1 protein-coding gene is annotated in these 1,866 nt (G+C 42.1%); it reads left to right on the top strand.

Translation table 11 applies throughout. The features are described from left to right. Nucleotides 1-303 precede the first annotated feature (303 nt). Nucleotides 304-1,698 (top strand): dipeptidase PepV, encoded by a 1,395-nt coding sequence (gene pepV / locus AC0KTX_RS16700; RefSeq protein ID WP_474253155.1) that lies wholly within the window; start codon nt 304-306, stop codon nt 1,696-1,698. Nucleotides 1,699-1,866 lie beyond the last annotated feature (168 nt).

The raw sequence follows: 1,866 nt of genomic DNA, 5'->3' as shown, positions 1-1,866 counted from the left end.
TTGACACCCCCGAATCATACCAAGAGGGCTTTTTTTATTCAAGTCCCCGAAAAAACTTCTAACAGGAATGCTCCTTTTTCATTCCTTTATTTTACCATGCATTTTTTTCTATTTTCTGTATTTAACATAACAGGGCAAAATAAAAAAGCAATTTACCGTTGATCTTCTATCCTGAACCTAGCGAACCGTAATGGAGGTGAAACAAATATACTTTTACCAAGACTATTACTCCTTTCCCCTCAGGCTAATAAAGATCCAATCTAGAGGTACCCACCGAAATATGGAATAGAAGGAGCGAACAGAATGAATTGGATGAAGGAAGTATTAAAACGGAAAGATGAAATCATTGCAGAGACCCAGACCTTTTTAAAAATTAAAAGCGTCCTTGATGACGCCACAAAAGAAGAAGGAGCGCCTTTTGGAGCAGGAATCAAAAAAGCATTGGAACATCTTTTGCATAAAGGGGAAAAAGACGGGTTTCAAACAAAAAATTTGGAAGGATATGCGGGCCATATTGAAATGGGGGAAGGACATGAAATTGTTGGCGTCCTTTGCCACGTGGATGTTGTCCCTGAGGGGGACGGGTGGACATTTGATCCTTATGGTGCGGTCATCCAAGATGGAAAATTATTTGCCCGCGGAGCGCTTGATGATAAAGGTCCGACGATGGCTGCCTATTATGCGATGAAAATTGTGAAAGAACTAGGACTTCCGCTATCGAAGCGAGTCCGGATGATAATTGGCACTGATGAAGAAAGTGACTGGCGCTGTGTCGATCATTACTTTAAGCATGAAGAAATGCCTGACATCGGATTTGCGCCCGATGCCGATTTTCCGATTATTTATGCAGAAAAAGGAATCATTGATGTTGTTCTAAAAATTGATTCCGTATGTGAAAATACGGAGGAAACATATTCGTTAAAAACCTTTTCCTCAGGCAGGCGTTTTAATATGGTTCCCGATTTTGCGAAAGCGGTCATTGGAAAATGTGCAGATTTATCGGAGCTGCAAAACAGCTTTAAGCAATTTTTGCAAAGGGAGCATTTAAATGGCCGTATTTACGAACAACAATCAGATGTTGTCATTGAATTGGAAGGCATTTCCGCCCATGCGATGGAACCGGAAAACGGCCGCAATGCCGGGATTTATTTAGCAGCTTTTTTGTCGACATTGCCTCTTGATCAAAGGGGAAAAGGTTTTGTCAATTGGATCAGCCGCTACTTTTCTGGAGATATGAGAGGAAAAAAGCTTAACATCGCGGCGCAAGATGAAGTGAGCGGCGAGTTAACGGTTAATGCAGGAATCATTTCATACGAAAGGGAGGGAGAGAAAACCGTCGGTTTAAATATCCGCTACCCTGTGACGGAAAAAGGCGCGAACATACAACAAAAGTTGGCACAGCTGCCTGACAGTGAGCTAGTCCGCTTTTCCGACTCGGCTCCGCATTACGTTCAAAAAGACCATCCGCTGATCCGGACATTGCAAAACGTGTATGAAGAGCAAACGGGACAAAAAGCGGAGCTCATTGCGATCGGAGGTGGCACATATGCTCGTTCCTTAAAAGCAGGGGTTGCGTTTGGCCCTTTGTTTCCAGGGAGGAGCGATGTCGCCCATCAAAAGGATGAATATATATATATCGATGACCTATTAAAAGCGACAGCCATTTACGCTCAGGCGATTTACGAATTGGCGAAGTAACTTGTGCTGTTTTGATCTCATTTTCAATGAAATGGCGCACTATAGCAAACCACCCCTGAAACAGTTTTCGTTTTAAGGGTGGTTTTTGTGTCATTAGCATTGCATAAATATAGTTAGAATTTTCTGTTAATTATTTTTTGTGAATTTGTGCCAAAAAGACAAAGCCTA

It is taken from the genome of Aeribacillus sp. JST-2, assembly GCF_056032925.1.
This window is presented reverse-complemented; position numbering and strand designations above follow the sequence as displayed.

Bases quoted from the DNA above. Each gene is read 5' to 3' on its own strand.
- pepV (WP_474253155.1), top strand. From the start codon at position 304: ATGAATTGGATGAAGGAAGTATTAAAACGGAAAGATGAAATCATTGCA.